This is a genomic window from Anabaena sp. UHCC 0253, assembly GCF_009712085.1.
In the GTDB taxonomy this organism is placed as follows: Bacteria; Cyanobacteriota; Cyanobacteriia; order Cyanobacteriales; family Nostocaceae; genus Dolichospermum.
This window is the reverse complement of sequence record NZ_VILD01000002.1, coordinates 113,406-139,869: the sequence shown is the minus strand read 5'-3', so window position 1 is coordinate 139,869 and position 26,464 is coordinate 113,406. Positions and strand designations below refer to the sequence as shown.

The window sequence follows — 26,464 nt, the reverse complement described above, 5'->3', positions numbered from 1 at the left end:
AGTTTAGCTTTCCTCCTGATGTGTAAATCCAACCATCTGAGCAACTAATTCTAAATGTTTTGACGTTGAGCGAGTTGGTTCATAGATTCCGTTTTCCCATTCACTCACTGTTGCTTGCCGCACACCCAATTGTGCTGCAAATTCTGCTTGTGTTAAACCCATTTGGAGACGTAATGCCTTGATTGATTTGCTATTCCATACCACTTGCCCATCTACAAGTTGCACTTGTTTGCTATTAGTAAATTGGCGAAAAGTAACACATTGCTGATCAAAATCAACATTTTCAACCCGATATCCTGCTTCTATCCAGGCAGAAGCTTGTAATGCGCCTTTGCTGCGATTACTCCACCATGCCCGTTTACTTTTTGCTGAATTGGGTAAGGAATCTTTTATTAAACTCTCGATTTCAACAAATGATAAAGTTATTTCATTTTGTTCACTGCTATACAAAAAGTCTAGGAGTGGCTGGTATTTACTACCCTCCTTCATGTTACCTCTTCCTCTACTAACATCTATTATCTTCTATCAATTAGTTAGTTTTCAGTTAGCCTACGACTTTCAAAGTTATTAATATATCCTGGCTGAATAATTAGCTCTTGAAACTCTTTACAAATCAATCTAATTAACTCTTCATTCTCCCCTGTTAGATAACGTCCGTGCATCAGCCTATTCCTTAATACACGGAGGTCATTAATTTTTTTCGTGATTGTATCTCGTGTATTTTTATTAACAGTATTAGCAAAAATTGACTGAGGTGAATTTGATAGCTTATAACCTCCTTCTAAGTCATCAACTATACTAATCATTTTTGATAAATCTGTAAAATCTGCATAATAAAGCCACTGCATAAGTAGAGGATTATGTTGCTGGTAGTTAGCTTCATTTTCCTTATTCTTTAATGCTTCACTCTTACATTCTTTATATTTTTTAAGTCTATCTTCCCATTTATAGCCATATTTCATTTTATATTTTTCAAGATTTTGTTCAGCATCTTCTATATATCTATCAAGAGTATCTTCCCAGAAAGAACCATACTTTTTGAGCATTACAGATATAATAAACTCTCTGACTGCGTTTTCAAAATTCATTACTAAAGGGAATAATCTCTCACTTCTCTCATCCCCATAAGAGTTATAAACAAGTATTAATTTAGGAAAATACGTTTCTGCTGCCTGTGCTAAAACCTTCTCAAGTTCGATAGGTTCAACCGGAACTGCCATTTCAACGTCAAAAGTTATTAAAGTATGAGAATTGATATCGGATTGCCAATGTACATTTAAGAGAAACTCAAAATTTTGGGTAACTGCTGCTTGCAATTCATATTGATTATTTAATGGATTTACAGGTACTGACTCATATTCGTCGTATACAGCACCCAAGTCATCGAAAAGATCATACAAGGCTCTTTCTAATTCCTCCTGTGGCTGTTCAAAAACAGTCAAGTAGCAAGCATGAATCATTTACACTGCCCCTTGAAATAGCTTTCCAAAAAGCTTATGGGCTTCAGCACGGCAATCCTCAGCAGCTTTAGATAATTTCCCTGCCTCTTGTGTCAATCGTTGTGCTTCTGAAATAATTCGTTTTTGTTCATCTAGAGAGGGAAGCATCACAGGCAAATCATTTAGAGCAGTAATAGTTAACATAGGTTGAATGCTACCAGTTGAAAGGGAGTGAACCAGGGTTTGACCAACATCTGAATTAAGATAGAAAGCTAGGTAAGCAGGATCAATCTTGTCTGTTAAGCGCAATCTTGCAAGGTGTGTATCTATGTTGGCTGGTTCGTCAGATTCGTAAACAGCAGCTATCCCTGGACGCATGATTAAACTAACCAGCACATCACCCTTATGAACTTGAGTTGCTTCAAGTTTCTTATGATCATCTGGATTTAGATAGCGTACATGATTAAGATTAATACCCTGTGCTGAAATATTACGTATTGAGAGTAAAGGAATACCGTCAACATTCTCAAGCCCAGTCACGGAATAACCACGCTTAGTAGTTCCTTCAACAACTACAGTTACCAACTTAACCACTGGAAAGGGGCTTTTCTCTAACTGAGCCATTGCACCTGTCACAACTTGTGAGTAAGGTTCAAAGTTCCAGACACCTTTTTGACGTAACTGCGAAAGATTAACTATAGTTTTTTCCATTTAACTACCTTCCTAATAACCCAGCTAAATCTGTAATTGCTTTCTTTACTTCTGGCGGTTCATTAACTTCATCTTTTGCGGCAGAAATACGACCAGATGCGTCATAGCCAATATCATCAATCCTAGCCATGTAAATCTTATCATCCTGCTCAATTTCTAGCTGACTTTCTGCTGTCAAAGCTATATCACGCTTTTCTAGAAGAACCACGCTAGTTTTCACAGCAGCACCATAGGGTCTGAATGTTTCTTGTGGTAAACTCACAATTGCTTTTAATCTTGCCCAGCGTAAAATCCAATCTCTAACGTCCTGCATTGAACTGTTCGCCAACACTCCATCAGGTAAAACAATTGCTAATTTTCCCCCTGGTGCTAAAAATTCAAGACAACGATTAATAAAAGCGACTTCTTCAGGAATACTTCTAACAAGTTTGCCATTTTTCTTTGTCACTCCATCCCGTGAAGCAAAGTCCTTTAAAACACTTTCATTTGTCAACTTAGAACCAAATGGAGGATTAGTTAAAATCATCGTTAAACCTCCCAGATAAAAACCAGGACGTTCTGGAAGTCCCTCCGTAATTCCTCCTGTAATACTACCCAATCTTTCCAGCGAATCCATTACTTTTAAATCGGCATATTGTGCGCCATTCATTAAAGTATTAACTCGCGCTATGTGCATCACATTTCGAGAATATTCAGCCCCAAATAAATGATTATCTCGAAACTTGATAAACTCTTCCGTTGGTTCTTCAGGATTTATCCCTTCAGCACTACCACCATTATTTGCTATTGCTTTTGTATATTCCTGTTTACGCACATAATCCAAAACGTGAGTTAGCATCCGCGCTGAACCGCAAGCAGGATCACCAACATAATCATTTACTGTTGGTTGCAAAATTCCCACCATTAAATTAATTACAGGTGTAGGTGTGAAATATTGCCCCAAATCATCGCGGAAAGTCTTACTTAAAAAGTCCTCAAATACTCCACCTTTGACATCTGCTGAAGATTTCCGCAAACTCCAAGGCTGTAAACGCTTAACTATTTCCATTGTCGTATGAGGCTTGAATTGCAAAACATCAGCTTCATTAAAAGCCAACCTCACACCCAAATCATCACCAAATTTTTGCGCTAGTGTGTCCCGTTCCCACTGCTTCGCTTTTTCAAAAGTTTCTCTGACTTGAACTAATAAACGTTCTGGGTCAGTTTCATTACTGACACTAAATACATAAGCCCGTGATTCTCCTGTTTGCTTTACCAAGTCAATTGTTGCTTGTTCGTCATACCACTTAGCAAACAAAAATTTAACCATTGCATCAACTGCTTCTTGTGGTTGCAAACCCTCGTTATCTCTGAGAATAGAATGACATCCAGAACGGGTATCTCCCAAAACCTCACGAAACTTATCACGGGATAGAGGTGTGAGTCCGGTTTGAATCCCATCTGCTTCACTAGGATTTAAAATTACAGTATAAGGACTATGGGTTGCAGCTTCACGGGTGCTTTCATATTTAGGTAAGTTACCAATTATTTCTAACTTCCGTGGGTAGTCAAGATCACGATGATAGATATCTGTGTGTTTACCACTGGTTAAAATTGCATAACGGGCAAAAGGTGAAGCACTCATGTAAGCATTGAGTCGGTTAAGATGTTCTACCCAACCTTCCGCTTCAGTTCCACCAACTTTTTTATTTGGTTCCATAGCCTCTACCATAATAAAGGCTACATCCAAATTACCTACAGAGTCAGCATAACGGTCATCATAAACTACAACGTCTGCCCGTCCTAGATAGCGTCGTCCACCTTGATAAGTTCCCTCGGCAAAATCTGCACTTATTTCTAGTTCCATTGCTTCTAGTGGAACGCCGTACTCTTCTACTAGAATCTGAAGCGCCCACATTGTCACAGGGTCTTCTGCTGGACGCACATAAGAACCATCAGCTTTAAATAATTTCTGTAGATTTATATCCTGACGATACTTTTCTGGTAAGTCAGCCGGATTTTTATAAGGATTAGTGAAATCAGAGAAAGGCATGAAGTTATGGAATACAGGTTACACCTAGCCTAATAATATGCTATTTTGAGCGATCGCACTTTTATCTAGCTCCCATACAGAAACCGTAGGGGCGGGGTTTCCCCGCCCTGTTTAGGTGAAATTAAATTAACTCAAAACCCAACTAACCAAAGTTCTGACACCAAAACCGGTAGCACCTGCACCGTTATAGCCATTTTCCTTATCAGCCCAAACAGGACCTGCAATATCTAAATGCGCCCAAGGAGTATCCTTAACAAACTGCTTGAGGAACAAAGCCGCAGTAATAGAACCGCCATAACGGGGTCCGGTGTTTTTCATATCCGCAATACCCGATTTCATCCCTTCAAAATATTTGTCTTCCATAGGCATCCGCCAGATTTTCTCACCAGCGGTTTCAGCGGCTGTTTGTAGTTGGGAAGCAACAGCATCATCAGGTGTAAATAAACCGGCAATATCATCACCCAAAGCCACCACACAAGCACCTGTAAGAGTAGCTAGATCAACGATCGCATCTACACCCAATTTATCAGCATAAACTAAGGCATCAGCCAGGGTTAAACGCCCTTCTGCGTCGGTATTGTTGACTTCGATGGTTTTGCCATTTGATGCTGTTAAGATATCTCCTGGGTGCAGAGCCTTACCGCTAATCATGTTTTCGGTAACGGCTGATATAAAGTGAACTTCTACATCTGGTTTTAATTGGCCGATAGCTTTAGCAGCACCGAGAGTAGCCGCAGCACCACCCATATCCATTTTCATGGTTTCAATGCCACTACCAGCGCCTTTAATATTCAAACCGCCGGAATCAAAGGTTACACCTTTACCAATAATTGCGAGTTTGCGTTTGGGTGTGGTGGCTGGTTTGTAGATTAGGTGAATGAATTTCGGGGGTAAATCAGAAGCTTGAGCGACTCCTAAAAATGCTCCCATACCTAGTTTTTCACATTCTTCTTTTTCGAGAATTTCCAGTTGTAAGCCATATTCGTGAGCGATCGCTTGAGCAGTTTCTGCCATAGTAATAGGTGTAACACTATTAGCTGGGGCTGCTACTAACTGCCGTGCCAAAATTACCCCAGACACAATTTGATTGGCGCGGGTAATAGCTGCTTCTTGTCCTGTTAAACCGAATAAGTCAATTGTTTCAACGTTGGGACCTTTATCTTCTGGCTCGGATTTAAAGCGCGTATCTTGGTAAAGTGCTAATTCTAAACCTTCGGCTATGGCTTGGGCTGTGGCGGCTGGGTGATTGTTCCACAGTGGTAAACTAATTCCCAGAGTTTTAGTTTTTTGCTTTTTAGCAGTCCGCGCTATTGTAGCCGCCACACGGCGTAAGGTTTCTAGTTGCAGCCCATCTGGTTTACCTAAACCGACTAAAATCACCTTCCGCACTAAATTACCAGCAGAGACTCTTGTGAAGATGGTGCTATTGACTTTTCCGGTAAATTCTTCTTCAGCAATCAATTCTTTGAGAATTCCGCCGCATTTATCATCTAGAGTTGCTAAATCGCCTGTTAACTCGACTGCATCTTCAAATAAGGCGATCGCCAAAGTATCACCAGTCCAGTCTAATAATGCCGTATTTGTAAGTTGAATCATCATTTTTGTAAGTTCTGTCTATCATCCTTCTTGTACAAGTATTGCTCAAATTTTCTTAATCATGGACCTTTCATGCAACGTCTTGACAATCTGGTAAAATTAACGATGGTGTACAAATGACCAATTTACAAAGTTTTATCAGTTTTTTATTGTATTGCTCAAAAAATTATTCAGATGTCTCAAGAAATAAACCAACCCAAATTACCACCCACTAGTGCCATTGAAAGTGTTACTAATGTTACCTTTGAAAATTGGTTTGAATATCCAGTCAGAGCGCAACCACACCACACAGACTATGCTGGTATTGTTTGGCATGGTACATACTTAACTTGGATGGAGGAAGCACGGGTAGAATGCTTGCGCTCTATAGGCATTGAATTTGCTGATTTAGTGGCTTTAGGTTGTGATTTACCTGTTGTGGAGTTATCAATCCGTTATCATCGGTCGGTGCAATTAGGTATGCCAGTCATAGTAAAAACACGCATGGCTGAAGTGACAGGAGTACGGCTTAACTGGGACTATACTATTGTTTCTACTGATGGTCAGGATTTATATGTTACTGCCCAAGTGACGTTAGTGGCTTTAGATCGGGAAAAAGGTAAAATCATGCGACAGTTACCACCTGCGGTTCAAGATGCTTTGGCGAAAATTTCAGCATCTCGCAAGTAAGATTAGGCATTTAAAATCACTTGAATTAATTATCTACTTACTGGTGTTTGTGAGAAAGTTTGAGCAAACTGGGTGATTTGATGCCAAATATCTTGGGGAGTAACACCAAATCCAAAGTATAATAAAACAACGATAGCGCCACAGGTAACTGCCGTTTTGACGGTAGTTTTTACTAATTTCCAGAGGATGACAAATACTATCCAAGCTACTATTAAAGTAATGATCATATATTCAAATCCTTGAAATTGACTCTTATGTTTGAATAAAGAGTAAATTATATCTCAGAATCAAAAAATAATTCACTTTATTAAGAAATTTTTACAGACATATAGGACTAATATTTGATTTTTGTATCCCTTGCTGCGAACCCATTAAGATACTTAGGTAAGTTAGCAATGCCTTAGTCTAAAGTTAATCAAGTTTACTGAAAATATACCCATAATTTGATGAAAATTGGCTTTTATATTTAAATTAATAAAATCATTTGACATCAACATAAATATCTTTTTCAGATTGCTTAAATTCATCATCTAGGTTATAGAGTAAATTTCTAATTTGTTGACGAAGTTCTCTAGCAGGTTCTAAACAATCACGTTGATAATCTTGTAAAGTTAATTCAAGATGAGGATAAAGTAATTTTAAAAATCCTGATGCTGTTTTGAGAATTGCTTGTTGATCTCTAATGGTAGTATGATCATCAAATTGAGTATGTTGTTGAACATATTGGTAAAAACTACCATCTTTCCTTAAAGATAATAATGCTTCCCCAAAAAAGTCCATTTTTAAACCGATTTGATTAGCAATCATCTCCCTTTTAAATTTAGGAATTTCCCAACCAGGTAAAATACCAGCAAAACGATCTAAAAAAGCTGTTTCCGAGAAAAATTTAGGTAACTTAGCCATTAAATTATATTTATCTTTAGGACGTTGATATTCATCAAGTTCAATGTTACCTAATAACACCAAGGAACAATCACTAGCAATATCAGCAAATCCTGAACGGTTGTAACGTCCGTTAGCAAGATAAGTTTTTAACGGTCCAATAATTTCATCAGGATTGTCAAATGTTAAACTTTGAATTTCATCTAAAACAACTACATCATAACGTCCTAATAAACCAACTTCTTTAGTTTTTCCATTAATAAATAATTGTGAAGGAGTTACTTTTCCTCCACTAATAACAGAAACTTTATTATTAATGTTTTCATAAACAAAACTTTTTCCTGTTCCTTTAGGTGCTAGTTCTATGATGTGATAATTAGGTTCAACTAAGGGAATTAAACGAGTTAACATCCAGGTTTTTGAGCGATAATTATAATTTGGATGTTCGGGATTAAAACCCATTGAACAAAACATCAAATTTCGCCATTGTTCTGTGGTAAATTCAGAACGATATTCAGCATAAGTTTTCAGGTTAACTTCAGAACACTGAAAAGGATCAAAATCAATAATTGAGACTTGAGAATTACCATATCTTAAAGTAATCTTACCCCATACTCCTTGTCTAAGTAGCATCTGATAACGTTCGACAATATCTGTAGAAATTTCACAATCTGAGAAATTCAAAACAGGAATATTCGCTAATGGTTCAGGTATTTGTTTAGAGTTTGATTCCAATTTTATTCTTACTTGAAGTAGTGCGATTAATTTATATATTTCTCCTTGTTGTGTGAGTTTAAATTTAATAACTTCTTGATCATCTTTTCTAGGAAATGCTTTTTGGACAAAATTATTAATTTTTTCTAATTCTAAATTATCTAAAATTCCCATTCCCGGAACGATTTTATCTAGTAACCATTCACCCACAAAACTAGGAATACCTAAAGTGGTTAGTCCACTTGATGGTAAACGTTTTTTATCAATACTTAATGATTGAAATATTTGAGTGATTAAATCATTGTCGTAATTAAAAGTCATCTAAATCACCTTGAAAACCGCTACTAAAGATTTGTTGAATGCTAATGAATGATTCTGAATCAATATTTGATTCTCCTGAATGATTATTAGCAAAAAGAAAAGTTAATTTACCGGATAATTTAATAGTTGTTTCATTCTTGTGTGGTGGTAATTCTGGATATTCACTAATAAATATTTTATGAGTAATTTTATCATGAGGTTTAATAGTAATATCTAAGATTTTTCCTGTTTTAAATTCTCGTAATTCATTAATATATAAAGAAAGATGCGTTAAGGATGCTAAATTATGATTATGAATAGTAATTATTAATTCTCCTGGTTGTTTAGGTTTACCTTCTCCACTACAAGTTACTATAACTGGATAACGTTTTAATGATTTACTTAAAACTGAAAATCCTACTACAACTTCTTCGGGAAATAATCCCCCATGAGAACCAATAATTTCTTTATCTTTTGTATAAAAAAACGCACTAATACAATCGGAATTTCTCACAATACTAATATCATGGGGAAGTCCAAAACGTCTAGCTTCAAGAACTACAAAACGAGGATCATCAGTTTTACCAATTCCCATTCTACCTTTTGATTTTAATTCTGCTGGACAATTAGATAATTTTTGTACTTCTCCCATCATTTGTCCATGATCACTAGCAATAACAATTTTTAATTCTTCCGAACTGTTATATTCTTCTAAGTAGTGCTGAATGTTTCTAGCAATTCCTTCTAAACGATTGACCCTTTCTACTTTATATAGAGTGTTCCAATCTTTTTCTTGATGATAAAGTTCATCTAATTGATCAGTATCCCAGCAATAAATTTGATATTTATTTTCTTTTAAATCTTGATTTAACTCATGTTTATTATTATCTGTATAACGATTTCCTGATTTTACCATAGAAAAACCGTCTTTTGCATTAGGTGTCCAAGACGAATGTTCCGGTAAAAGTTGAGAATAAAGACTCCATTTTGCATATTCAGTCTTAGTAGGGAGAATACTAAAATAAGGTTTCATATCTGTTTCTAGTGAAAGTTGATTATTCTTAGTTAAAATTGCAATTAGTTGCTGATGATCTAACCATCCTAAACCATCAACAACTATCCAAAGAATAGGATTGTCTTTAGCTAATTCTTGAACTTGAAATGCTACACTATAATTCAAACATGAATTTTCTACATTATCAATTTTTAATTCTGGGTAATATTTTACTATCCAGTTAACAAAACTATCTGCTAATTGTTCGCTAATTTGTTGTTCTCTAGGAGTATTGTTAATTGTTGTCTCCCAACATCTAAAGGGTAAATAAGATTCTGTTACCCATTTTAAAGTATCTTCAGGAGTCGCATTAATGGATAAGGATAAAGGTTGAGGTAGAGGTAGTTTTTGCTCTAATTTAGATTTTTCAGTGCTACCTAAATATGGACTGATTTTTATAAATCTTTCTGTGTTTATCCAAATGGATTTATCTAATAAAATATCATAAGCAATGGAAGAAATAACTTTATTACCAGATTCTTGAGGTAAAATCAAACCATCTAAAATTTTCGCTTCTGTTTGATAAATCTTTTGTTCCCAAAACTTTCTAAATTCCTCTAAACAAAAATCAGGAATATCTAAAGGATATTGACCTAATATATTAGTAATCTGACAATCTGAACTTAAACCTAACCAATTCTTTAAAAGTTGATTTTTATTCTCAGTTTGATAATAACTGAGTAAATGATCATGATTATGGTTTTGACTAATTTTATGTTTCCAAACATCTTCAAATATTTGATAGTCTTGGGGGACTTGAACACATAACCATTTAGCTAAATGTCCTATGGATAGATTATCAATTAACCAAAAATCCTCTTCAGTATTAGTTATATCAGCTAATAAAGAGTTAAGAGGATGATTTGAAGGATAATTATCAAACTGAGTAGCTAATTTTAAAATATACTGATCATCCCAATCATCAGGAATAGATAAAGGAGAAAAAATAGTTGTTAATCTTTGACGTGGAACTTGTTTTCTTTCAATTATTAAATCTGATTTGTTCCATACTCTTAACCATTCTTCTGTCCAATTACAAAGGGTTTTACCTTTAATCCAATAATTGTCATTTTTAAGGGTGAAGTATCGTACCCATTCTACTTCTGTAGTGATAACAAGATAGTCAGAAAGAGGTTGATATAATCCAGTAGGATCTAATATGATTTTACTCATTAGTATCCTCCTGTATAGATAAATATTCTTTTAATTTTAAATATAAATCTTGTTGTCTTTCAGGAGAAAGTTGTGTAAATAAAGTAATGATTTGATTTTCTATATCTGTTTTTTCTTGATTTGCACTTTCTAAAATAATCGGGTTTAATTTCTCTAATATTTCCTTAACTTGTTGAGAAGATTCAGGGTGAGTAAACCGATTTTGTTGATTACTAATTTCTTGGGATAATTTAAAAGCTTCAGGTTTATTAATTCCTCTCAGTTTTTCTTCCCAAATTCTAATATTTTCTTCTAAAATATTCTGTTTCTCTTTAATTTCGGTAATTATTTGCTGATAACGAGATTCTGGTTTTATAATATTGTTGGTTAATTTTTCAATATCATGGATAGCATCTATATAATCCTGCTGAGTTGCATTATTACTCAAAGAATTATAACGAATTTCGATTTTATCTAAACAGTCTTTACTTGCAAATTCATGTTGAATTTCATCGCGTTTTCTAGTAGCAACTTGACGGTAGTAATTTAATCTCTCAATTAAATGTTCAGGTAAGGAAACTTGGGTAATTTTCTCAATTGCCGTTTCAAGTTCAACTTGATAATCAGCAAATTCTTGTACTGTTTTCAGAGATGCGGATTTTTCACCTAACTTTTCAACAAAGTCATTAATTTTATCTGGAACAGTTTTTAAAGCATCAGCGTGACGTTGCTTGTGTTGTGGAGTAGGATTAACAACAATAGTATCTGATGTACTGGATGATATTGATGCGTTTGAATTATTTGCTAAATTAAAAGTTTTTGGTTTTGATAATGGTAGTTGAAGAGAAGAATAAAGATTTACCAAGGTTTCAATATTGACATCATCTAGTAAGTTTTCTAATGTTTCTATTGGTTTTAACCGATCATCAATTTTTTTAATTTCATCTAAAAGTTGTTGTTTTTGAGGTTTAATTTCTTGTATTTTTACTTGATCTGGATCAGCAGAATTAATAAATTTATCAATTTCTTCAATCAGCTTTTGCGCTTGATAATAATCAACTCTTGTTGGTATTTCAGGACAATTAACAGATTGAATACGAATCAATTTAGGTGTTTTACTAGATCCTAAAATCCAGATTCTGACAAAATCTTTAGGTTTATCAAATACATTAGTTTTCACCCAATCTTTAATTGGTTTTTCTTGAATTAATACTTCTTCTTTCTTGCTTTTAGGAATACTAAAATTTCCCTGTAGCATTACTTCAGTACGATGATAAGATATCCAGGCTGTAAATAGCATTGTAAAGGTATATTCATTATACCCAAAGGGAGGATTGGATAATTCTCGCCAAATTCTATCTATATTAATAGATGTTCGTTGTTTATTTCCTAAAGCCGTTAACTGAGATATTGTATTCCATGCTTTTTTAACATTTTCATAGGTGGGAACTTGTACAGAATATTTTTGAGAAGCAGTTTTAAATAATCCCCAAGTATTAACAAATACTTGATTAATTAAAGTCTGATCAGATGTATTTAAAAAATTACTTGTATTATTGTCTAATAAATATTTCGATAAAGATCCAATTATTCTATTTCCAGTTGAATTTTTTAAAGCCATTTTATCACATCTACCGAGAGGTGGAACAAAAGGATAAAGTTGCTGTAACAGATGACTAACAATACTTTCTGGATTTTGTTTGTCTGTAGTAGTTAGTTTATACAAATCAAGACAATGATAAGTACAATAAGTAATTACTTCTTTAATTTCTCTTGTAGTTTTGTCTTGTAACTCTTTAATCTTTACTTGGAAAGCTGTTTCTGATCCTTGTTTATCAGTAGCAGTTTTGTTTTGAAGAATTTTTAGTTTCCATAAATCATAACAAATATCTCTAACTGGTTGATTAGGAATAGCAACAGCAATACGTTCCTTATGTTTAGATTGAGAAAGAAGCTGATCTACTTTATAGCGAATATCCTGTAATTCTTCGATAGTTTCCGCTAAAACGTAAGCGAAAATTCCTTTTCCTTCTGAGTTTTCTATGGTTTTGTAACCAGATAACGCTTGTTCAAATTCCGCTATACTATAAAATTTATATTCAAAAAAACCATTCATCATTCAGGAGTTGATTTTTTTCAATAAAATCTATCCCTTCAATTGTTGCTTTTGATAAAAAGGTGCTAATCTCTTGTTGACAATGTTTAACTGCTAAATTAATGGAGATTTTATTAGCTTGTTTGCTAACTTCTTCTTCTAGTTCTTGATCAATTTCTAGTAAATTTCTCCCTGAATAAAAACGATAGGTATTATCTCCGGTATTAGGATAAATAACTTTTCTTTCATAAGTTAGTTTATCTAAGGTTTCTTTTGTTTCTTTTTCCGATAAACCTGTCAATTCACTAAGAATAACTTCATGTTTTTCTGATTCTGGTTTATGAAGTTTACTTTGACTAACATAAAATAAGAAAAGTCCTTTTAAAACTGCAATTTCTGCATCTGTAGTAGATGCAGCTATAATATCATAGGCTTTTTGATATTCTGAATAATGACGAGAAAATTCTAGTTGAGAAAAGTTATTTTCAAAAGCATCCACTAAAGAAATAGCAGGAATACAATTTAATTTACCGTTGTCTTCAACAGGTTGAGAATTAATAAACTGTTTAACATCTTCTTTGATATATTGAATCGCTGTTCTTCCTTGAGTAAAATCTAAGTTACAAAGTAGATAACTATTCAAAGGATGAAGGGGAAAACAACCAATAGTAAGCTTCTCATTAAATTCTTCTAAACTCCAACCTCTTTCACGATAAGTTTTAATTCTAGTTCCATGGGATTTCCTACTATCAGTTAACAGAGTATTATTCCATTTTTGATAAAATTGATTCCATAAATTAGTATTATCTTCTTTTGGTAATAAACCTTTAATGACTAATTCTAAACTAGAACTTGGTTCATAGGTGCTTCCAGCAACTTCTAAACGAGAAGCGAGTTTTTTATAATCTTCTGCTGATTGATTTGGAACTGATTTTAAAGGTTCAATTTGAGTGAAACAAACTAAAGCAATTTTGCTTTTATAATTTTCACAAATATTAGTAGTACCTTGTAAAGTAAATCCTCCTGAATTAAATGGATCTTTTGACCATGATTGAAGATAAGCATTAAGTTCATCAAATAAAATTAAAATCCCTGAATATTTTGCATCTTGTCCAGAACATAAAGTAGTAATTAATTCTTCTAAAATTTCTTCAATCCTTAAATCTGTTTCAAAGTCAATAGCAAAACCTTTATTTAATTGCTTACTAATTTCTTTAACCGTAGGAATTACTCGATAATTATCTTTTTCTAATAAATCAATAATACTGTAAAAATCTCCAAATTGATTTCCAGTTGTGTCTAAAAAAAGATTAGCTTGATTAATTTTTTCATCCGTTAAATTATATAAATATTCAAGAGGTTTCTGACAAAGTTGTTGTGCTAATGAATCAGTAATACCTTCATTTTCTAAGGTTTGACGAATTGATTTTAAAAATATCTGTCTTAAATCTATTCCTTCATCTCCACTGATACAAATTACTAAATGTTTAGGGTTACGTCTTTTATAAGCTGTTAAATCTTCTACTATTCCTTGATTATTTCCTGCTGCAATTTTAATTTGATTTAATATTCCTTCAATTTCAGGACTATCTAATAATTGTTTAAAATAGTTAGCAGCAACTAAAGCAAAATGAGATTTTCCTTTACCATAATCTTGAACAAATAAATGAATATTCGGTTGATTTATACTATGGTAACTTCTTTGAATAGCATCAAGAACACCTAATGTAGAAGATTTAGGATCATTAGAATTATAATTAAATACAAATCCTTGACACAAAAGTAAATTTTTATCAGCATCAGCCATCATACCAAAATTAACGGCATTGGCTACCATTCCTGATTCATTAATTTTAACTATTTGATGAAGTTGCATAGTTTTACACCCCTGGTTTAGTTATATATTTTGAAGTTTGTCTGCGTTAAAGAACAACTATAAGCTTAAATGAATACGTTTTTTATCCCAATCTTGTGGCTTTAATTGAGTAGGAAGAATAATCCATAAACTGCTTTCTAGATGTCTCATATCTCCCAACTTTTTCCAAAATAAACTAATAGGAGATTGCGGTTGACTGTAAAGATAAGTTATTAAAATATCAAGGTCTTTTAACAGTACAATTGGTTTATTACTGTCAGCACAAAATTTTCTGATAGCATCTAATTCTTGACCTAATTTTTTATCAAGAATTAAAAAGGGACTTTTGCTATTAACACGACTTATTAAGTTGTCACGATAACTGACAAGTTGAGCATTATTGTTAAATAAAATTTGTTGAATTTCTAAACCGTTAGGGTTATCCCACAATAGTAAATGAGGAGAATCAGTTGGTTTAGCATCTTTAAGATAGAGATTATTTATTGTTAACATAAGCTTTCTCCAATAAAGTTAAAGGATTATCCCAACGACGGATAATTTGATAAGGTGAAACTGTGCGTCTTTGTTCAATAATTCCTAAAGATTCCATCCTATTCAGATGGTCTTGTAAAGTTTCAGATTGAATACCTAAAACAGGGATAATTCCCATCTTTTGAGAAAAAATATCATCAGTTAATACAGAAGTTTCCTGACTAAAATCTCGTTCCCACAGTTTAGCTAGGAAATAACCTATCAAATAGGTATTAGGAAGCTTAGAATTCCCTATTTGATATGTATCTGTTTTGATTTCTTTGATAAATTGACAATTAGCTAATGCTTGTTGTTCAACATAAGCTCTTAAAACATACTTGAATCTTTCAGGAATAACGTTATCTGGTTCTTCAAATATAGGAATACTATTTTGAAATAAATCATTTTTACTAAAAGTTGAATTTTCAGGGAGAAAAGTATAAATAAAATAAGTCCAACCTCCCCATTCAGCAGGATTTTCTGGAATTTTATTTAAACCTTGATTACCAAAACTTAAATAAAAGTGCATGAACCAATCAGTAGTAATTGATTTTAAATAAGGATCATGTTTTAAAACTATTTTTCCTTCTGGACTTAAATAATTATCTTTAACTAAACCTGCTCTAATTGCCCAACTTTTAATTTTACCAACTTTGGCATTACCTAAACCTGTTTTTGTCATTAGATTTGGTAAAGTATCTTTTAAGCCTTCTTTTTCAGAAGCAGCATCAAGTATTCTCTTAATTTCTTCTTTTTTGAGAGAAAAATTACCGTTGAAATGCAGTTGCATTTTAGCCATAGTCTATCAAGTATTGAATAATATGAACTTTGCAGTGATTTTACTTAAAAAAATCAATTCCACTCTCAAAACTGCTCTTTGGCTTTGACTGAGGTTGTAATATTCCCAGACCTATGTGAGTGCTTATGCTGATTTCATTATAGTGTATATAATAACGTTCTACTAGTTGAATATTTTATTTTTGATGATAATTTACATTATTTAAAAAAAAATAATCCTACACTGCACCCGATAGGATGAGTGTAAGATTATTATGATGTTTAACCAACAGAAATTATCTGTGGCTGAGTTGCTACCTTTTCCATAGCTGTGAAAACTTCTTGTCTAGCCCATTTATCTGCTGCCAAAATGTCATCTAAAGAGGGATTTTGTGTGTTATCATTTTGATGGCGATCGCACACAAATTCAATACACTTCGTAATATCCAAATAGTGAATCTTCTCTTCTAAAAATAGCGCCACAGCTTGCTCATTTGCCGCATTTAACACAGCCGGCATAGAACCACCCGCTCTCCCCGCAGCATAAGCCAAACCCATACAAGGATATTTTTGATGATCTGGTTCACGGAAAGTTAAATCACCAGATTTCACTAAATTCAATCTTTCCCAATTAGTGTAAATTCGCTCTGGCCAAGATAAAGCATAAAGCAAAGGTAAACGCATATCCGGCCAACCCAGTTGAGCTAAAACCGAAGTATCTTGTAATTCTATTAAAGAGTGAATAATACTTTGAGGATGAATGACAATTTCGATGTTGTCATAATCTACTCCAAATAAATAATGAGCCTCAATTACTTCCAAACCTTTATTCATCAAAGTTGCCGAATCTACAGTGATTTTTCGCCCCATTGACCAATTAGGGTGTTTAATAGCATCAGCAACTTTCACTTCTGGTAACTTTTCCACAGGCCAATCTCGAAAAGCCCCACCAGAAGCCGTGAGTAATATTTTTCTCAAACCATCTTTAGGAACACCTTGCAGACATTGAAAAATTGCTGAATGTTCGGAGTCTGCGGGTAATAGTTTCACACCGTGTTTTTCCACCAAAGGTAACACCACAGGAGCGCCGGCAATGATAGTTTCTTTATTGGCTAAAGCTATATCTTTACCCGCTTCAATAGCAGCAATAGTTGGTAATAAACCCGCACAACCAACAATACCAGTTACAACGGACTGAGAATCACCATAACGCGCAACTTCGATCACTCCTGCTTCTCCAGCGAGTAAAATGGGTTGAGGATTGAGGTCTTTAATAGCTTCTTTGAGTTCTGGTAATTTGTCCGCAGCAGAAATAGCCGCAATTTGGGGACGAAACTGGCGAATTTGCGCCGCGAATAACTCCACATTCCGTCCCGCAGCTAATCCGACAATTCGGAACTTATCAGGGTGTTCAGAGACAATATCTAAGGTTTGAGTACCAATTGAGCCAGTAGAACCAAGGAGAGTAATAGCTTTCACAATTTTTTAATAATTAACGCTAATTTTAAATATAAATTGCTGAGAGGATGTTTTAAAAGTTTATGGCTAACGCCACGCTACGGAAGTCCTAACGAAAAATTGAGAGTTTGAAACCCATGAAGATGGGTTTTGTCTGTGTAGCCAAGCCACTGCGTTGGGCGGGTTCCCCGACTTGTAGCAAGTGGCGCGCGACTTATAGTCGCCAAGGCAAGTAATAAATTAGACTAATTTCCTGATTTTTTGAGAACAGAATTAATATCACGCTCTATAACTGGGCTACAAGTACCCGGACGCTTATAAATACAAGTTCCTTGCCAACATTTTTGCAAAGTATAGTTTTGATATGGAAATGGTATGGAACGATTACCAATAATGTAGTTAAAACCTGCTTTTAACTCTGCAAAATCTGCTGCTTCTTCTACTGGATATATAGGAACATTCTGATGTAAATAGGTATAGCCTCCTGATAAAGCCCAATGAATACCCCAAAGCCCAAGTCCGCAAATACTATTTTCTTTACTTAAACTTTGTAAAGCTAGTAAATTATTAGTTGCACCATATAAATGTGTATCTTCTAAATTAGTACCAAAAGTAGAAAAAGTCAACGGATTATAAATATTGAAGCGGCTCAATAAAGCCACAGAAGTAGAAGTCCAAACTAAAAGACAAAGTAATATAGTGATTAGTAATTTTGGGATTGAATTCCATCTGCGAGATAAACTTAAAACTAATTCTCCAGTACCAAGCCCTGCTAATATCATCAGCATTGGTAATGCTGGATAAATAAAGCGATATTCTTTATGAGCCAGTAAACTATGGGACAAAATAATAACTAATACCAACCATCCTAGAATCGGGCTACGACGTAAACCTATAATAGCCAGAATTAAGATAGGTATAGAGAACCAAGACCAACTTTTCAGCAAGAAAATAAAATATTCATACCAAGGAGAAACTCCATAAAGTTTACTTTTACCTTCTACAACATTCACCCAAATGTTTAACCAAAAAGATTGAAAAGGATAAGACCAAGTAAAAGCATCAACAGTACCAAAGATAAGTATAGGGACTATCATCCCTGCTATCATTGACAACCATTTTTGCCGCCAATCTTTTCTACAAATATAGATAACTACAAAGCCAATAAGTGGTAGAAAATGTATTCTTAATGCTAATGCTATTCCTAAAAAGCAGCCTGCTAAAAATAACCGCTTTCGTAGTTGCAAATGGTTTCTGAAGATTCCTAAATAGACACCAGGTAAAAATAAATGAGTTGCTATAACTTCGGTAAAAGCTTTAGGACTAAAATAAACCAGTTCAAACCAAATAGTACAAATTCCCGCACAAATAAAAGCTGTAATTATTCCGCCTATCTTTTTTCCCCATAAATAAGCTACTAAGATATTACTGAGAGAAAGTAGAGATAAAAAGATATTAATTCCTAGTAAGTATCCATAAGAACCTTCTCCTAGCCAAGCAGTAAGACGTATGATACCTGCGAGAATTCCTGGTAATACCCAAGAACGAATCCCGTCTCTAAATTCCCACGTCACTATCCCATTACCAAAAACAAGTCGGTGTGCAGGTTCTTGAGTTTGGAAAATCTCATCAGCCCAAAATATATTGGGAAATTTTAAGGATATACCAACACGAAGTATTAATGCGAATATAATCAGTATTCCCAATAATAAATTATCTATTTTTAACTGGCGATTCATTGCAATTCTAGTTGAAAAAAAATTATGCGGTTTTCAAATTAGCGAAGTGCTGTTTTTCACTGTAAATCCTGTAGGGGTGTAGTGTCTGCACCCTCTTTTGTACGGTATCAGATGGATAACAGCTATATTATACGAGTTACTCTACAATTGCTTTATCTTCTTAGGACTTACGCAAGATTGAACTAAAAACCTGATTCTTGGGTAGGGGTAATTCATGAATTACCCCTACTTCCGTTCTATTTTGCGTAAGTTCTGCTTCTATATAGTAGTCGCTGTTTTTTTCAGTTTGGAGTCATGGCTGTTTACAATGGCTCAATTACTTGCCTATTCTGAGTTTTACACAATTTCCCCTTTTCCTTAAATTGTTATTAATGATCTGGGATGAGTTTCTCCCTACCTTAAATATCGGTATGATATAAAAGTAAACAAAACTTAAAGAATATTTATCCAAATGCTAAATGACTCCCCTAGCTTGCCCAAGGTTAAAAATTCACTAACCCAAAAAATTCTCTTAGGTAACGAACCTAGTGCTGAGTTAATAGCAATTCTTACCATCTATTTTGTCCAAGGGATATTAGCATTATCGCGTTTAGCCGTGAGCTTTTTTCTCAAAGATGAATTGCGATTAAGCCCAGTGCAGATGTCAGCGATTGTGGGCATCAGTACCATTCCTTGGATGATTAAGCCATTATATGGTTTTATATCCGATAGTTTACCCTTATTTGGCTACCACAGAAAACCTTACATAGTGCTATCTGGAATCATTGGATGTATTTCTTGGGTGAGCTTAGGAACAGTAGTTCATACTAGCTCAACAGCAACGATTATGATTCTACTTTCTTCTCTTTCTGTTGCTATCAGTGATGTGATAGTTGATTCTATAGTAGTGGAAAGAGCCAGAATCGAATCAGAAGCAAAAATCGGTTCTTTGCAATCTCTTTGTTGGGGTAGTTCAGCAATTGGAGGACTTTGTATAGCTTACTTTAGTGGCTTACTTTTGGAATATTTCACCACACGCACAGTATTTTTAATTACAGCATTATTTCCTTTAATTATTTCATCTGTAGCTTGGTTAATTGCTGAACAACCAATTAACAAAGATACTAAAAAAAGCAATAATACAAAACATCAAATTGGACAATTGATCCAAGCCCTCAGCCAAAAAGCAATTTGGCTACCAACAGCATTTATATTTATTTGGCACGCTACACCAAATGCAGAATCAGCATTTTTCTATTTTACAACTAATGAACTACACTTTGAACCAGAATTTTTAGGGAGAGTCCGTTTAGTCACCAGTTTTGCTTCCTTAGTTGGGGTGTGGGCTTTTCAACGTTATTTTAAAACTATCCCTTTTAGAGTGATGTTTACTTGGGGGATTTTTATATCTACAGCTTTAGGAATGACAACTTTATTATTAGTCACTCACACTAACAGACTTTTAGGAATAGATGATCATTGGTTTAGTTTAGGTGATAGTTTGATTATTACCGTTATTGGGCAAGTTGTCTTTATGCCCGTATTAGTATTAGCAACAAAGCTTTGTCCTCCTGGTATAGAAGCTACATTCTTTGCTTTAATAATGTCTATATTTAATTTAGGAGGAACAGTTTCCTATGGCTTTGGGGCAATCATCATGAAATGGTTGGGAATTACAGAAAATCAATTTGATTCTCTGTGGTTATTAATCATCATTACTAACTGTAGCTCCCTGATTCCGATCTTATTTATTAAATGGCTACCAGATGCTAAAATTGATATTGGTAATAGTCAACCACTTATCAATGATGTAATTAGTCCATAGAGAAAAACTTATTAGGAAAATAGATGATATGACGACTCCTGGTTCTTATGATGCCAGCATCATGAATGTTGATTTAGCTAAAGAACTGCAAAGATTACATTTACAAGTTCTTTTAAGTTGGAAAAAAGAAGCCAGGACATTAGGCTGGTTTGGTTTAAATGATCAAATGTCTGTTTTAGAATTGGGCAGTGGTCCCGGATTTTATACAGAACAACTTCTGAATTTGCTCCCCAATAGCCAAATCACAGCCTTAGAAATTGATCCTGTTTTAGTTAAACAGTCTCAACAGTATTTACAAAACAAAGCTGATCATCGTTTACAGATTATTGAAGCTTCTGTTATGGAAACTGGCTTACCAGATAACAGTTTTGATTTTGTTATTGCCCGATTAGTTTTAGAGCATATATCTAATCCTCTTGGTGCAGTTAAAGAAGTATTGCGTGTTCTTAAACCCGGAGGTAAGTTAGTAATTATTGGTGGTGATAGAAATATGATGATGTTAATTGATCCACTATTTCCAGAATTTGATTTGATTAATGAAAAAGCCGCACAATTTCAAATTAATCGAGGTGGAGATCCTTTCTTAGGGCGTAAATTATGGCGCATTCTCCAAACAGCAGGTTTTGAAAATCTCGATTTAGAAACTATTGCTTACCATAGTGATGATGTAGGGATAGAAGCAATCTCTGAACAATTTCAACCAGAACACTTTTTACATTTAGCTAGTTTAGGGATGCTGTCTGCACAAGAAGCAGAAAATACTATTGCTGCCATGAATAAGTTTTTAAATTCAGAAAATCCATTTATATTAATATTGGGATTTATGGCTTGTGGTCAGAAACCATATCTAAATATAGCTGAGAACTAAACTAATTTAGATCCTCGACTTTTTTAATAAGTTGGAGATATTTAACCTTTAACTGGACAATATATTATGCAAACATTAGAACCTCAAGATCATCAAATTTCGGAAAAATCCTATACCCTCAAAGATTGGCAAGGAGGATATGAATCTCTTACCCAAGAATTTGATTATTGGATTGATGATATAGAAGGAGAAATTCCCCTAGAATTAACAGGAACATTATTTAGGAATGGTCCCGGTTTATTAGATATCAACGGGCAAAGATTTCATCATCCCTTTGATGGAGATGGCATGATTAGCCGCATTACATTTACTAATGGACGCGCCCATTTTCGGAATAGATTTGTACAAACAGAAGGTTATTTAGCAGAGAAGGAAGCAGGTAAAATTCTTTATCGTGGTGTTTTTGGTACTCAAAAACCAGGAGGTTGGTTAGCGAATGCTTTTGATTTTAGAATCAAACATATTGCAAATACAAATGTTATTTATTGGGGTGGTAAACTTTTAGCATTATGGGAAGCAGCAGAACCTTATTTACTTAATCCCCAAACGCTGGAAACATTAGGAAATGAATATTTTAATGGTGTTTTAGCTAAAAAAGAAGCCTTTAGCGCCCACCCTCGTATTGATCCCAATGGTACATTAGTTAACTTTGCCGTAAAACCAGGACCATCAACAACAATTACGATATTTGAATTAAACACAAACGGGGAAATTATTAAAAAACAAAATCATAGTGTTCCTGGTTTTTGCTTCATTCATGATTTTGTAATTACAGAAAATTACTGTATTTTCTTTCAAAATCCTGTTAAATTTAATCCCATACCTTTTGCTTTAGGAATATCTAGCGCAGCCCAATGTATTAAGGTTCAAAAAAATCAGCCTACAAAAATTATCATTATTCCGCGCACAGAAAAAAGCAAAGATGAAAAAGTCAAAGTTCTAGAAACTCAAGCCGGGTTTATTTTCCATCATGCTAATGCTTTTGAAATAGAGAATGGAATTATCATTGATTCTATTTGCTATGAATCATTAACAGATGTTGAACCCAATAGCGATTATCGAGAAACTGATTTTGATGCCAATTCTCCTGGACAACTTTGGCGATTTCATCTCAATTTACAAGAAAATAAAGTGCAGAATCAGTTAATAGATGATCGATCTTGTGAATTTCCAACTATTCACCCCCGTAATGTCGGTAAATCATATCGTTTCTTATACGCTGCTGCGACTCATCAAGCAACTGGAAATGCACCATTACAAGCAATCCTTAAACTTGATTTAGAGTCACAACAAAAGCAACTATGGAGTGCTGCACCACGAGGTTTTGTCGGTGAACCAATTTTTGTTCCTCGTGCAAATTCTCAACAAGAAGATGATGGTTGGGTAATAGCTTTAGTTTATGATGCAGAACATGATCGTTCCGATGTAGTAATTTTAGATGCGGGAAATCTGGAACAGGGTGCGATCGCCAAACTACATCTTCAACATCATATTCCCTATGGTTTACATGGGAGCTTTACACCCGAAACATTTATTTAAATGTAGGTTGGTTGGGTTGACGCAAGAAAACCCAACATCGGTTTCCATAAACATACTCCCAAAAATAAAACTGTAACAAAAACTACAAAATTGATGTCTTTTTGAAAAAAAGAGGGTAAGCTAACCATATAAATCCGGTTTACGAATATACCGTGATGAGGAGTGAATATTATGGTTTTAACGTCTCTCCCACTTATGGAAAATCAATCTCCAGCTTACATTTGCCCTTATGATCAAGCTTGTAGCTATTTAGAATGGGCAGCTAAAGAATTAAAATTAGATCCAGGTATAGTAGAAATACTCAGTCATCCCCGAAAAGTTGTGACAGTTTCCATACCCATAAAAATGGATAATGGAGACGTGCGGGTTTTTGCAGGACATCGAGTCCAACACTCGGATATTTTAGGACCATATAAAGGTGGTATTCGCTATCATCCCGCAGTCACATTACGGGAAGTTTCCGCTCTGGCAATGCTGATGACTTGGAAATGTGCATTGTTAGGTATTCCCTATGGCGGTGGTAAAGGCGGAATTCCCATAGACCCCAAAAAGTTTAGTGTGGGGGAATTAGAACGGATTAGCCGCCGTTATATTAGTGAATTAATTAAAGACATTGGACCATCGGTGGATATACCCGCCCCAGATATGGGAACTTCAGCACGGGAAATGGCGTGGATGATGGATACTTATTCTGTCAATGTCGGTCATTCTGTGCCTGGAGTAGTAACTGGTAAGCCTTTATCTATTGGTGGTTCGCTAGGACGAGAAATGGCTACCGGACGCGGTGTAATGATTATTGTCCGTGAAGCACTTGCAGATCATGGTAAATCCCTTGCTGGTGTGCGTGTAGCGATTCAGGGTTTTGGTAATGTGGGCGGGGCTGCTGCTGAATTATTATACCAAGAGGGAGCGAAAATTATCGCTGTTTCTAGTGGTGCTGGGGGTGTCTTTTCGGAAGTTGGTCTTGATATTCCGGCATTAAAAGCTTATGCTGCTGAAAATCGCCGCAGTGTGGTAGGTTTCCCCCAAGCTATACCAATTAGTAATGCAGATTTACTAACTTTACCTTGTGATGTGTTAATTCCTGCTGCTTTGGAAAACCAAATAACTGAGGAAAATGTACATCAGATCAAAGCGCAATTTGTCGCGGAAGCTGCTAATGGTCCAGTGACATTGGAGGCTAATCGAATTTTAGAAGCGCGTGGTGTGACTGTGTTGCCAGATATTTTAGCTAATGCTGGGGGTGTAGTGGTAAGTTATTTGGAATGGGTACAAGGTCTTTCTTACCTGTTCTGGGATGAGGAACGCGTAAACAGAGAAATGGAACATTTGATGGTTCAGGCTTACCATAAGGTGATTAACGAGTCGAAAGCACGGCGGGTAAATCTGCGGTTAGCTGCTTATACTCTGGGTGTGGGTAGAGTCGCACAAGCTTTAACTGATAGGGGTTTGTATCCTTAGTCATGAAGGGTGGGGAAACCCCACCCCTACAAATGTATTTGTTTGATTCTTGTTTTGAGGCGTTGCTGATTAAGAGTATGATTTTGTTTCACGCAGAGGCGCTCCAGTCACAGAGAGTAAGAATTCGCAATTTTTGATTTTTCAATTTCATACTTCAATATAGCGATCGCCATGCAGTCTATCAGCAATGCCAAAGATTTTATATAATGTCTCTATTTCGGGAAATTTATAATTATAAAGTAACGATGTATTAACTGTTTTGGGTTATAACCCGTAATTTTCTACAATAATGAAAAAGACTTTATAAAAGGTGTCCTTAGAAAAAATGTCTAAAACTGTTGCTGATGTGATGAGTCGTGATCCTATTCTCGTTCGTCCTGAAACTCCTTTGAAAGAAGCTATCCAAATTTTGGCAGAAAAACGAATTAGTGGTTTACCTGTGATTGATGGTGCAGGTAAATTAGTCGGTATTATATCAGAAACTGATTTGATGTGGCAAGAAACTGGTGTGACTCCACCTGCATACATCATGTTTTTGGATAGTGTGATTTATTTGCAAAATCCTGCTACTTATGATCGAGATTTACATAAGGCTTTAGGACAAACGGTAGGGGAGGTAATGAGTAAAAATCCTTTGACTATTTCTCCTGAGAAACCATTAAGAGAAGCGGCAAAATTGATACAGGATCATAAGGTTCACCGTCTTCCTGTTCTTGACAATGCAGGTCAGGTCATTGGTATTCTGACTCGTGGTGATATTATTCGCGCTATGGCTGCTGAGTAGAAGATTAGGTGACAGTAAGAAGGGAATAGGGAGAAGATTTCTGGACTTTACCAATTACATTTTGAAAATTAGGATGATTAAATGAGTGTTTCTGCTGAGTCGGTGAAAGAATTACTGAGTTCGGAAAATTTGGGCGATCGCCTACGTGCAGTCAATCAAATTCGGGAACTAGAGCCAAAAATCGGTTTAGAATTAGTGCAAATTGCCATCTGTGATCACAGTGCGCGTGTACGTTATTCGGCGGTAAGTCAAATGGATACTCTGGGAACACAGGATTTACAGTTATCCTTAGATATTTTACGCCGTTTACTCAATGATCCGGAAGCTGATGTTCAAGCCGCCGCAGCAGATTGTTTAGGTGCGCTAAAATTACATGAAGCTTTTGAAGATTTACAAGAACTTTATCATACAAGTCCTGAATGGTTGGTGCAGTTTAGCATTATTGCCACATTAGGAGAATTAGGAGATCCCCGCGGCTTTGAATTACTTACACAAGCTCTGGCTTCAGATAATGGCTTAATTCAAACTGCGGCTATTAGTTCTTTTGGTGAGTTGGGAGATTCACAAGCTATTCCGCTTTTAGTTCCATACAGCAATAATCCAGATTGGCAAGTGCGTTACAGGGTTGTGCAAGCTTTAACTCGTTTAGGTGGTGATGAAGCTAAATCTATTTTAGCAACTTTGGTGAATGACGAAGTAGAAGCGATCGCCAATGAAGCAAAAAAAGCTTTGCAATTAACTTAATAAAGACTTGATGATACCTTCAACTTGCATTTACTCCACTGACTGGCGATCAGTATTTACTGTAAATAATAAGTAAAGATAACAATAACCAACAGGACTTGCTTCTTCATATTGGTTTTCCGGAAAGTCAGCAAATACCGTCTATGTTTTAGGGATACAGCCTGGCTTTATCCCTATTTTATTGTAACTTTAAATAACAACTGCTGAATTTACTAACTTAGGCTACTCTAATTTTATAGATATCTATTTCACCTCAATGT

At 35.0% G+C, this 26,464-nt stretch carries 21 protein-coding genes; 7 read left to right on the top strand and 14 right to left on the bottom strand.

The features are described from left to right. Nucleotides 1–3: 3 nt before the first annotated feature. The 5 genes from FJR38_RS04745 to FJR38_RS04725 all read right to left on the bottom strand — a co-directional run bounded on the left by FJR38_RS04745 (nucleotide 4) and on the right by FJR38_RS04725 (nucleotide 5,781). Complete coding sequence (locus FJR38_RS04745; protein ID WP_168492320.1) at nucleotides 4–489, bottom strand: DNA-binding transcriptional regulator; 486 nt, start codon at nucleotides 487–489, stop codon at nucleotides 4–6. A gap of 44 nt (nucleotides 490–533) precedes the next feature. Beyond that, nucleotides 534–1,460 (bottom strand): hypothetical protein, encoded by a 927-nt coding sequence (locus tag FJR38_RS04740; protein ID WP_168492322.1) that lies wholly within the window; start codon nucleotides 1,458–1,460, stop codon nucleotides 534–536. Further along, nucleotides 1,461–2,150 carry a restriction endonuclease subunit S gene (locus FJR38_RS04735; RefSeq protein ID WP_168492324.1) on the bottom strand — a complete coding sequence of 230 codons (690 nt, stop codon included), beginning with the start codon at nucleotides 2,148–2,150 and terminating at the stop codon, nucleotides 1,461–1,463. Nucleotides 2,151–2,154: 4 nt separating this feature from the next. Further along, a complete protein-coding gene (locus tag FJR38_RS04730) occupies nucleotides 2,155–4,182 on the bottom strand; it encodes an N-6 DNA methylase (RefSeq protein ID WP_168492326.1) in 2,028 nt (675 codons plus the stop codon). 126 nt (nucleotides 4,183–4,308) lie between these two features. After that, nucleotides 4,309–5,781, bottom strand: a complete 1,473-nt coding sequence (locus FJR38_RS04725; protein WP_168492328.1) for a leucyl aminopeptidase — start codon at nucleotides 5,779–5,781, stop codon at nucleotides 4,309–4,311. A gap of 171 nt (nucleotides 5,782–5,952) precedes the next feature. Between FJR38_RS04725 and FJR38_RS04720 the strand changes: the two genes are divergently transcribed. Then, the gene (locus tag FJR38_RS04720) at nucleotides 5,953–6,447 is read left to right on the top strand and encodes a thioesterase family protein (RefSeq protein WP_168492330.1); all 495 of its coding nucleotides are present in this window, start codon (nucleotides 5,953–5,955) and stop codon (nucleotides 6,445–6,447) included. A 29-nt stretch (nucleotides 6,448–6,476) separates the two neighbouring features. Here FJR38_RS04720 and FJR38_RS04715 read toward each other — a convergent pair whose 3' ends face one another. The 9 genes from FJR38_RS04715 to FJR38_RS04675 all read right to left on the bottom strand — a co-directional run bounded on the left by FJR38_RS04715 (nucleotide 6,477) and on the right by FJR38_RS04675 (nucleotide 19,004). Further along, nucleotides 6,477–6,674: a hypothetical protein gene (locus tag FJR38_RS04715; RefSeq protein ID WP_168492332.1), complete on the bottom strand. Its 198-nt coding sequence runs from the start codon at nucleotides 6,672–6,674 to the stop codon at nucleotides 6,477–6,479. 253 nt (nucleotides 6,675–6,927) lie between these two features. Beyond that, complete coding sequence (gene brxL / locus FJR38_RS04710; RefSeq protein WP_168492333.1) at nucleotides 6,928–8,364, bottom strand: BREX system Lon protease-like protein BrxL; 1,437 nt, start codon at nucleotides 8,362–8,364, stop codon at nucleotides 6,928–6,930. Then, nucleotides 8,354–10,570: a PglZ domain-containing protein gene (locus FJR38_RS04705; RefSeq protein ID WP_168535729.1), complete on the bottom strand. Its 2,217-nt coding sequence runs from the start codon at nucleotides 10,568–10,570 to the stop codon at nucleotides 8,354–8,356. Before FJR38_RS04705 ends, brxL begins: the two co-directional genes overlap by 11 nt. Next, nucleotides 10,563–12,668, bottom strand: coding sequence for a hypothetical protein (locus tag FJR38_RS04700; RefSeq protein WP_168535727.1), 2,106 nt, complete (start codon nucleotides 12,666–12,668; stop codon nucleotides 10,563–10,565). The genes FJR38_RS04705 and FJR38_RS04700 overlap by 8 nt, the downstream gene beginning before the upstream one ends. After that, nucleotides 12,649–14,520, bottom strand: a complete 1,872-nt coding sequence (locus FJR38_RS04695; RefSeq protein WP_168535725.1) for a hypothetical protein — start codon at nucleotides 14,518–14,520, stop codon at nucleotides 12,649–12,651. The genes FJR38_RS04700 and FJR38_RS04695 overlap by 20 nt, the downstream gene beginning before the upstream one ends. 57 nt (nucleotides 14,521–14,577) lie before the next feature. After that, nucleotides 14,578–15,012: a hypothetical protein gene (locus FJR38_RS04690; RefSeq protein ID WP_168535723.1), complete on the bottom strand. Its 435-nt coding sequence runs from the start codon at nucleotides 15,010–15,012 to the stop codon at nucleotides 14,578–14,580. After that, the gene (locus FJR38_RS04685; RefSeq protein ID WP_168535721.1) at nucleotides 14,996–15,829 is read right to left on the bottom strand and encodes a DUF4007 family protein; all 834 of its coding nucleotides are present in this window, start codon (nucleotides 15,827–15,829) and stop codon (nucleotides 14,996–14,998) included. The genes FJR38_RS04690 and FJR38_RS04685 overlap by 17 nt, the downstream gene beginning before the upstream one ends. Before the next feature lie 260 nt (nucleotides 15,830–16,089). Beyond that, a complete protein-coding gene (locus FJR38_RS04680) occupies nucleotides 16,090–17,286 on the bottom strand; it encodes a 1-deoxy-D-xylulose-5-phosphate reductoisomerase (protein ID WP_168535719.1) in 1,197 nt (398 codons plus the stop codon). A 224-nt stretch (nucleotides 17,287–17,510) separates the two neighbouring features. After that, complete coding sequence (locus FJR38_RS04675) at nucleotides 17,511–19,004, bottom strand: mannosyltransferase (RefSeq protein WP_168535717.1); 1,494 nt, start codon at nucleotides 19,002–19,004, stop codon at nucleotides 17,511–17,513. A gap of 451 nt (nucleotides 19,005–19,455) precedes the next feature. Here FJR38_RS04675 and FJR38_RS04670 point away from each other — a divergent pair, with 451 nt between their 5' ends. From FJR38_RS04670 to nblB, 6 genes are all read left to right on the top strand, one after another. Further along, nucleotides 19,456–20,808, top strand: coding sequence for a folate/biopterin family MFS transporter (locus tag FJR38_RS04670; RefSeq protein WP_168535715.1), 1,353 nt, complete (start codon nucleotides 19,456–19,458; stop codon nucleotides 20,806–20,808). Nucleotides 20,809–20,836: 28 nt separating this feature from the next. Then, a complete protein-coding gene (locus FJR38_RS04665; RefSeq protein ID WP_168492347.1) occupies nucleotides 20,837–21,676 on the top strand; it encodes a class I SAM-dependent methyltransferase in 840 nt (279 codons plus the stop codon). A 66-nt stretch (nucleotides 21,677–21,742) separates the two neighbouring features. Continuing rightward, entirely contained in the window at nucleotides 21,743–23,215 is a 1,473-nt protein-coding gene (locus tag FJR38_RS04660) for a carotenoid oxygenase family protein (protein ID WP_168492348.1), read from the top strand. Nucleotides 23,216–23,386: 171 nt separating this feature from the next. Then, entirely contained in the window at nucleotides 23,387–24,676 is a 1,290-nt protein-coding gene (locus FJR38_RS04655; protein WP_168492350.1) for a Glu/Leu/Phe/Val dehydrogenase, read from the top strand. Nucleotides 24,677–25,001: 325 nt separating this feature from the next. Then, on the top strand, nucleotides 25,002–25,460 hold the full coding sequence (locus FJR38_RS04650) for a CBS domain-containing protein (RefSeq protein WP_168492352.1): 459 nt from the start codon (nucleotides 25,002–25,004) through the stop codon (nucleotides 25,458–25,460). 81 nt (nucleotides 25,461–25,541) lie between these two features. Next, nucleotides 25,542–26,204, top strand: a complete 663-nt coding sequence (gene nblB / locus FJR38_RS04645) for a phycobilisome degradation protein NblB (protein WP_168535713.1) — start codon at nucleotides 25,542–25,544, stop codon at nucleotides 26,202–26,204. Nucleotides 26,205–26,464: the final 260 nt, after the last annotated feature.

Bases quoted from the DNA above. Each gene is read 5' to 3' on its own strand.
- FJR38_RS04745 (WP_168492320.1), bottom strand. From the start codon at position 489: ATGAAGGAGGGTAGTAAATACCAGCCACTCCTAGACTTTTTGTATAGC.
- FJR38_RS04740 (WP_168492322.1), bottom strand. From the start codon at position 1,460: ATGATTCATGCTTGCTACTTGACTGTTTTTGAACAGCCACAGGAGGAA.
- FJR38_RS04735 (WP_168492324.1), bottom strand. From the start codon at position 2,150: ATGGAAAAAACTATAGTTAATCTTTCGCAGTTACGTCAAAAAGGTGTC.
- FJR38_RS04730 (WP_168492326.1), bottom strand. From the start codon at position 4,182: ATGCCTTTCTCTGATTTCACTAATCCTTATAAAAATCCGGCTGACTTA.
- FJR38_RS04725 (WP_168492328.1), bottom strand. From the start codon at position 5,781: ATGATGATTCAACTTACAAATACGGCATTATTAGACTGGACTGGTGAT.
- FJR38_RS04720 (WP_168492330.1), top strand. From the start codon at position 5,953: ATGTCTCAAGAAATAAACCAACCCAAATTACCACCCACTAGTGCCATT.
- FJR38_RS04715 (WP_168492332.1), bottom strand. From the start codon at position 6,674: ATGATCATTACTTTAATAGTAGCTTGGATAGTATTTGTCATCCTCTGG.
- brxL (WP_168492333.1), bottom strand. From the start codon at position 8,364: ATGACTTTTAATTACGACAATGATTTAATCACTCAAATATTTCAATCA.
- FJR38_RS04705 (WP_168535729.1), bottom strand. From the start codon at position 10,570: ATGAGTAAAATCATATTAGATCCTACTGGATTATATCAACCTCTTTCT.
- FJR38_RS04700 (WP_168535727.1), bottom strand. From the start codon at position 12,668: ATGATGAATGGTTTTTTTGAATATAAATTTTATAGTATAGCGGAATTT.
- FJR38_RS04695 (WP_168535725.1), bottom strand. From the start codon at position 14,520: ATGCAACTTCATCAAATAGTTAAAATTAATGAATCAGGAATGGTAGCC.
- FJR38_RS04690 (WP_168535723.1), bottom strand. From the start codon at position 15,012: ATGTTAACAATAAATAATCTCTATCTTAAAGATGCTAAACCAACTGAT.
- FJR38_RS04685 (WP_168535721.1), bottom strand. From the start codon at position 15,829: ATGGCTAAAATGCAACTGCATTTCAACGGTAATTTTTCTCTCAAAAAA.
- FJR38_RS04675 (WP_168535717.1), bottom strand. From the start codon at position 19,004: ATGAATCGCCAGTTAAAAATAGATAATTTATTATTGGGAATACTGATT.
- FJR38_RS04670 (WP_168535715.1), top strand. From the start codon at position 19,456: ATGCTAAATGACTCCCCTAGCTTGCCCAAGGTTAAAAATTCACTAACC.
- FJR38_RS04665 (WP_168492347.1), top strand. From the start codon at position 20,837: ATGACGACTCCTGGTTCTTATGATGCCAGCATCATGAATGTTGATTTA.
- FJR38_RS04660 (WP_168492348.1), top strand. From the start codon at position 21,743: ATGCAAACATTAGAACCTCAAGATCATCAAATTTCGGAAAAATCCTAT.
- FJR38_RS04655 (WP_168492350.1), top strand. From the start codon at position 23,387: ATGGTTTTAACGTCTCTCCCACTTATGGAAAATCAATCTCCAGCTTAC.
- FJR38_RS04650 (WP_168492352.1), top strand. From the start codon at position 25,002: ATGTCTAAAACTGTTGCTGATGTGATGAGTCGTGATCCTATTCTCGTT.
- nblB (WP_168535713.1), top strand. From the start codon at position 25,542: ATGAGTGTTTCTGCTGAGTCGGTGAAAGAATTACTGAGTTCGGAAAAT.